The 6,866-nt window shown below is 71.3% G+C and carries 4 protein-coding genes; all 4 read right to left on the bottom strand.

The features are described 5' to 3' along the window. Positions 1–180 precede the first annotated feature (180 nt). Positions 181–1,599: a sugar porter family MFS transporter gene (locus tag K6I34_RS28195; RefSeq protein ID WP_229330050.1), complete on the bottom strand. Its 1,419-nt coding sequence runs from the start codon at positions 1,597–1,599 to the stop codon at positions 181–183. A 207-nt stretch (positions 1,600–1,806) separates the two neighbouring features. Continuing rightward, complete coding sequence (gene smc, locus K6I34_RS28190; protein ID WP_229330048.1) at positions 1,807–5,400, bottom strand: chromosome segregation protein SMC; 3,594 nt, start codon at positions 5,398–5,400, stop codon at positions 1,807–1,809. Between the two features lie 286 nt (positions 5,401–5,686). Then, positions 5,687–5,896 carry a hypothetical protein gene (locus K6I34_RS28185; RefSeq protein WP_229330046.1) on the bottom strand — a complete coding sequence of 70 codons (210 nt, stop codon included), beginning with the start codon at positions 5,894–5,896 and terminating at the stop codon, positions 5,687–5,689. Positions 5,897–6,342: 446 nt separating this feature from the next. Then, a complete protein-coding gene (locus K6I34_RS28180) occupies positions 6,343–6,624 on the bottom strand; it encodes an acylphosphatase (RefSeq protein WP_229330044.1) in 282 nt (93 codons plus the stop codon). Positions 6,625–6,866 lie beyond the last annotated feature (242 nt).

Genomic DNA, 6,866 nt, shown 5'->3' with positions numbered 1-6,866 from the left:
CCCTGACGGGGCGCGCCTGCCTCCGGCCGCAACCGACCACGCGGGTCCAGGGGCGCAGCCCCTGGCGGGGTCCGGGGCGGAGCCCCGGGGGCCCACCCAACCCGCCGAAAAGGCCGTTGCCCCGGCTCACCTTGGGGTGAGCCGGGGCAACGGCCTTCGAGGAGAGGAGCGGCGGGGGGGTTAGCCCATCTCCTCCAGCGCCTTGCCCTTGGTCTCCTTCACGTACTTGAGTACGAAGGGGATCGAGAGCACGGCGAAGACCGTGTAGATGATGTACGTCGCGGAGAGGTTCCAGTCCGACAGGCTCGGGAAGCTCGCCGTGATGACCCAGTTGGCGACCCACTGCGCGGAGGCGGCGACGCCGAGTGCCGCGGCGCGGATGCGGTTGGGGAACATCTCGCCGAGGAAGACCCAGACCACGACACCCCACGACAGGGCGAAGAAGAGCACGAACGCGTGGGCCGCGACGAGGGCCACGGTGCCCTGGGTGGTGGGCAGCGAGCCGTCCGCCGCCTTGGAGGCGAAGGCCCAGGCCTCCAGCGCGAGGGAGACCGCCATGCCCGCGGAGCCGATGAGCGCGAGCGGCTTGCGGCCGATGCGGTCGACGAAGATCATCGCGATCACGGTGCCGACGATGTTGATGATCGACGTGGTGAAGGAGTACAGGAAGGAGTCGCTCGGGTCGATGCCGACGGACTGCCACAGGGTCGCCGAGTAGTAGAAGGCGACGTTGATGCCGACGAGCTGCTGGAAGACCGAGAGGCCGATACCGACCCAGACGATGGGCAGGAGGCCCGCCTTGCCGCCGATGAGGTCCTTGAAGGTGGACTTCTCCTCGCTGTGCATCGCGAGCTCGATCTCGGCGACGCGCTTGTCGAGGTCGACGGTGTGGCCCTCGACGTCGGCCAGGACGGCCTTCGCCTTCTCGGTCTTGCCGACGGAGATGAGGAAGCGGGGCGACTCGGGGATCGCGAAGGAGAGCAGACCGTAGAGGACGGCCGGGACGACCATGACGCCGAGCATCAGCTGCCAGGCCTCGATGCCCATGACGTGACCGCGCTGGTCGCCGTCGGCGAGGTTGAGGATGCCCCAGTTGACGAGCTGGGAGATGGCGATGCCGACGACGATCGCGGCCTGCTGGAAGGAGCCGAGGCGGCCGCGGTAGGCGGGCGGCGAGACCTCGGCGATGTAGGCCGGGCCGATGACGGAGGCCATGCCGATGGCTATGCCGCCGAGGACGCGCCAGAAGGCGAGGTCCCAGAGGGCGAAGGGCAGGGCCGAGCCGACGGCGCTGATCGTGAAGAGCGTCGCGGAGATCTGCATGACGCGGATGCGGCCGATGCGGTCCGCGATGCGGCCGGCGGTGGCGGCACCGATCGCACAGCCGATCAGCGCGATGGCGATGACCTGGGCCAGGGCGGCCGAGCCGATGTCGTACTTCCCACGGATGCCCTCGACAGCACCGTTGATCACGGAGCTGTCGTAGCCGAAGAGGAAGCCACCCATGGCCGCGGCCGCGGTGATGAAGATGACATGGCCGAGGTGGTCCGGCTGAGCCTTGCGGCCTTCGGACCCCTGCGCCATCGCAGTGCTGGTCAACGTGTACTCCAAAAGGCCCGGCGACACTGCCGGACGTGGGGGGCTGGCCCTTCAAGTGGGGCATAAGACCAGGGGGCCCACCACTTGAAGGTGTAAGCGACGTTGCAGACCTTATGCCTTCATGTTTCTAAGTCAATAGGTCGTAACCAAGAAGTTTCCCGGACACTTCTCACAGGTTGCGTTCAATACTTGAAGAAGTGCGGAGAGTCAGCGCAGCCGCTGACTGATGACCTTGGAAACTCCGTCCCCCTGCATGGAGACGCCGTAGAGCGCGTCCGCGACCTCCATGGTCCGCTTCTGGTGGGTGATGACGATCAGCTGGGAACTCTCCTGGAGCTCCCGCATGATCCCGATCAGCCGCTGGAGGTTGGTGTCGTCGAGCGCCGCCTCGACCTCGTCCATCACATAGAACGGGCTCGGCCGCGCCTTGAAGATCGCCACCAGCAGGGCCACGGCCGTCAGCGACCGCTCACCGCCCGAGAGCAGGGAGAGCCGCTTGACCTTCTTGCCCGGCGGGCGGGCCTCCACGTCGACGCCGGTCGCGAGCATGTCGTCCGGGTCGGTGAGCACGAGCCGTCCCTCACCGCCGGGGAAGAGGCGCGAGAAGACGCCCTCGAATTCCCGCGCGGTGTCCCGGTATGCCTCGGTGAAGACCTCTTCCACGCGCTTGTCGACGTCCTTCACCACCTGAAGAAGATCGCTGCGGGTCTTCTTCAGGTCCTCCAGTTGCTCGGAGAGGAACTGGTGCCGCTCCTCCAGCGCCGCGAATTCCTCCAGGGCCAGCGGATTGACCTTGCCGAGCTGCTGGTACGCGCGTTCCGCGGCCTTGAGCCGCTTCTCCTGCGCGGCCCGGACATAGGGCACGGGCCGGTTCCTGGGGTGGTCCGGGTCGTCGGGCAGTTCCTCGCCCTCGGCGGGCGGGGACGGCGGCACGGGCTGATCGGGCCCGTACTCGGCGGCCAGCGCGGCCGGTTCGACACCGAGCTCCTCCAGCGCCCTGGCCTCCAGCTGCTCGATGCGCAGCCGCTTCTCCGCGCCCAGCACCTCGCCCTTGTGCACCGAATCCGTCAGCAGGTCCAGCTCGCTCTTGAGCTCGCGGCCCCGGCCGCGCTCGGCGGCCAGTTCCCGCTCGCGGCCGGCCTTGGCCGCCTCGGCGTGGGCGCGCTCCTCGTCGGCCCGCTGGAGCGAGATCTCCACATGGGCCAGCAGCTGCCGGGCTCCCGCGGCGACGGCGGAGGCGATCCGCGCCTCGTGGCGCAGCCGGGCGCGCCGTTGCTCCGCGCGCGCCCGCGCCTCCCGTTCGGCGCGCGCCGCCCGGTCGAGCCCGTCGGCCCGCCCCGCGAGCGCTTTCACCCGCTCCTCGTGCGTACGGACCTGGAGCCGCGCCTCCATCTCGGTCTGCCGCGCGTTGGCGCCGTCGGCGGCGAGCCGGTCGCGTACCGAGGTGTCCGGCTCGTCCGCGCCCTCCGCGGGGCCCGCCTCCTCGGCGACGGCCAGGCGTTCGGCGAGCTCCTGGGCTTCCTCGCCGGCCCGGGCGAGGGCCTCCTCGGCGCGGGCCACGGCGGCCGCCGTACGTCCCGCCTCGTCGGCCGCCGCGCGGGCCCGGCCACCGAGGGTGCCGAGCTCCTGGGCGACGCGCGAGGCCTCCCGGTCGGCGGTGCTGCGGAGGGCGGACAGTTCCTCGACACGGGCGGCGCATGCGGCGCGCCGCTCCCCCGCCGCGCGCTGGGCCTCGGCGAGTTCCTCGCAGCGCGCGTCGAGCTCGTCGAGTTCCGCGGCGGCCTCGTCGACGGCGGACTGCGCTTCGAGCAGGCTGGGCGCGCCCGCGGACCCGCCCTGTGCGAAGCGGGCGCCGAGGAGGTCGCCCTCGGCGGTGACCGCGGTGCGCTCGGGGTGTTCGGCCACCAGTTCCTCGGCGTCCTCCAGCGTTCCGACGACCACGACGTCGCGCAGCAGCGGGGCGACGGCGTCCAGCAACGCGGCGGGTCCCTCGACGAGTTCCAGGGCGGGCCGCGCGCCCGGGGCCGCGGACGCCGTCACGGCCGCCGTCCCCTCGCGTACCTCGCGCGCCTCGCGCCGGAGCCCGGGGGTCACCAGCAGGGCCGCGCGCCCGGCGTCCTGCTTGCGGAGCAGGCGGAGGGCGTCGGCGGCCGTGGCGGTGTCCGTGACGGCGAGGGCGTCGGCCGCGGCGCCCAGGGCGGCCGCGACGGGCAGTTCGTGGCCGGGGGCGACCGTCAGGAGTTCCGCGGCCGGTCCCAGGACCCCGGCCAAACGATCCTGCGCCGCGAGCAGGGCGCCGGTGCCGTCCTTGCGGCGGAGTCCGAGCGCGAGCGCGTCGCGGCGGGCGGCGGTCGCCGCGCGGCGGCGTTCGGTGGCCGTGGCCGCCTCGCGGGCCTCGGCCAGGGCCGCCTCGGCGGCGGCGAGCTCGTGTCTGGCGTCCTCGTACCGGTCGGCCAGCTCGGCGTTCCCCGCGTCGCGCCCCTCCGCCTCGGCACGTCGGTGCTCGTACTCCTCGGCGGCCTCCGCGGCCCGTTCGTGGGCCTCGTCGCGGGCCGCGGTCAGCCGGTCGATCTCGGCCTGGGCGGAGGCCGCGCGGCCGTGGGCGGCGGTGACCCTGCCCTGGAGCCGGGCGAGTCCCTCGCGGTGGTCGGCGATGGCACGGGCGGCGTCCCGGAGGCGCCGTTCCTCCTCGGCGAGCCGCCGTTCGAGGTCGGTGCGGTGCCGGGAGGTCTCCTCCAGCGCGACCGTGGCCGCCTCCAGCGCGGCCTCCAGCTCCGCCTCCTGCTCACGGACGCGGGCGGCCTCGCGCTCCAGGTCCTCGGGTTCGCGGCCGCGGCGTTCCTCGGCGGGGGCGGAGGTGGCGCTGGTGACGCGGGCGTCGGCCAGGCCGATGGTGCCGCGGACGCGTTCGGCGAGGCGGGACAGCTCGTACCAGGTCTGCTGCGCCTCGGCCAGGCGCGGGGTCAGCCTCCGCACCTCTTCCTCGAGGGCGGCCTCCCGGCGGGCGGCCGTGCGCAGGGCGGTCTCGGCCTCCTCCTTGCGGGCCTTGAGGGCGGCCTCGTCGGCGAGCTCGGTGCGCAGGGCCTCGCGCAGGGTCACGAGGTCGTCGGCGAGCAGCCGCAGCCGGGCGTCGCGCAGGTCGGCCTGGATCACGGCGGCCCGGCGGGCGACGGCGGCCTGCCGTCCGAGCGGCTTGAGCTGGCGGCGGAGTTCGTCGGTCAGGTCCTGCACGCGCGCGAGGTTGCCCTGCATCGCGTCGAGCTTGCGGAGCGCCTTCTCCTTGCGCTTGCGGTGCTTGAGGACACCGGCGGCCTCCTCGATGAAGGCGCGGCGGCCCATCGGGTCGGCGTGCAGGACGGAGTCGAGCTGGCCCTGGCCGACGATGACGTGCATCTCGCGGCCGATACCGGAGTCGGAGAGCAGCTCCTGGATGTCGAGGAGACGGCAGGTGTCGCCGTTGATCTGGTACTCGCTGCCGCCGTTGCGGAACATGATCCGCGTGATGGTGACCTCGGCGTACTCGATGGGCAGCGCGCCGTCGGAGTTGTCGATGGTGAGGGAGACCTCGGCGCGGCCCAGCGGGGGGCGGCCGGTGGTCCCGGCGAAGATGACGTCCTCCATCTTGCCGCCGCGCAGGGACTTCGCACCCTGTTCACCCATGACCCAGGAAAGCGCGTCGACCACATTGGACTTTCCGGAGCCATTGGGCCCCACGACACACGTGATCCCCGGTTCGAAGCGCAGGGTGGTCGCGGAGGCGAAGGATTTGAACCCCCGCAGGGTCAGGCTCTTGAGGTGCACGCGGAAGGACTTTACCGGCCGACCGGTCCGCTACGGGGCTCCCCCGGCCGGGCCGCGCGGGTGGCGGCAAAGCTGTCCCTTTCAATTTCCCGGTTTCACCCGGGAAGGGGCAGGGCACATCAGTCCAAGAGGGACGGGGGACGCAAGGAAAACAGTCCGGAAACGTCAGGGTGACGGGACGATCGGACGGAGCACCGAGGATACGACGAAGGGACGCCGGGGCGTCCCTTGCAACTCTCTAGCGGCTGACGGTGCAGCCCGACCGTGCCCCGGGGCAGGGTGCCGGTCAGGCGAGCGCAGGCTCCGCCTTGGATACGTCGATGCTGTCGAGCAGCGAGTCGCCGTCGTGGCGAACGGCCGCAGTCAGCGCGTCGTTCTCGGCCTGCATCCGCACGAGCTCGGATTCCAGGTCCTGGACACGCTGCTGAAGCCGTCGCATCTCGGAGAGGACTCGGGGGTCGGAGCCGCCGACGTAACCGAGAAGCGCCTTTGCCATGATGGATGGTCCTCCACACTGAGTGACCGACCGAAGCGGTGTGGGTCGTGAGGGATTCGCACCCGCGGTGTCTGCCATCACTACTGCGGTGTTCAATGCCAAACAGCTAAGGTGCGCGGGGCTTCCAGAGTCTCACCAAAAAGTTTGACGGTCAACACGATCACACCCCGTATCAGCGGGCGTCCCGGGGGTGCGCGCGGCGAATATGCGGCGCCGTCTCGCCCGGGGCCCGGAGGGGCTTGGAGATCATCCGTTGTGCAGAGCCTTCCACGATGACGCCGACTTGGCAACCATCAGGGAATTTCTTCCGAGTGGATATGCCAATGGCATATCAGTAAGGTCATCGCGGCGCACGGCGCCCGTTCTTCACGGGCGCGTCCGTCCTTCCGTGCGAACCTTCCGTGCGAAGAAATTCCGTTTCCCGCGGCGCCTCGGCCGGGCGTGGCTCAGCGGATCTCGAAGCCGTCGTAGCCGCCGCGCGGCGCGCCCCAGATCTCCGTGACGCCGTCCACGCGGCCGGGCGTGTCGCCCGCGCTCAGCCAGTCGAGCAATTGTTCACAGCCCTCGCGCGCGCCTTCCGCGACGACCTGAACCCGGCCGTCGGCGAGATTCGACGCGAATCCCGCGAGGCCCCCGATGCGCAGTGCGTTCTCCCGGGTGAACCACCGGAAGCCGACACCCTGCACATGACCGCGAACCCAGGCGGTCATACGGACATTCTCGTTCATGTCTGCACGTTAACCGGGCAATTCCAAGCGCAGCACTTCGACCCCGGCCCTATTGCCGTACAGTCGCCGATCGGACAGGTCTCCCCCCGTACGAGTGACGCACGATGACGCCGAGCACGTAAGGAAGGCAGCGGATGGGTCGCCATCGACGCTCTGCCCCCAAGGCCACCGGCCGCCTCGCGGCCGTCCTCCCCACGGCCGGGGCCCCCGCGCGCGGGACGACTCCCCGAGAGGCGCCGGGT

The organism is Streptomyces sp. UNOC14_S4 (genome assembly GCF_020740835.1).
In the GTDB taxonomy this organism is placed as follows: domain Bacteria; phylum Actinomycetota; class Actinomycetes; order Streptomycetales; family Streptomycetaceae; genus Streptomyces.
Note: the sequence above shows the minus strand (reverse complement) of the source record. Positions and strands in the feature narration are given on the sequence as shown.

Coding starts and splice junctions, on each gene's coding strand:
- K6I34_RS28185 (WP_229330046.1), bottom strand. CDS start 5,896: ATGGCAAAGGCGCTTCTCGGTTACGTCGGCGGCTCCGACCCCCGAGTC.
- K6I34_RS28180 (WP_229330044.1), bottom strand. CDS start 6,624: ATGAACGAGAATGTCCGTATGACCGCCTGGGTTCGCGGTCATGTGCAG.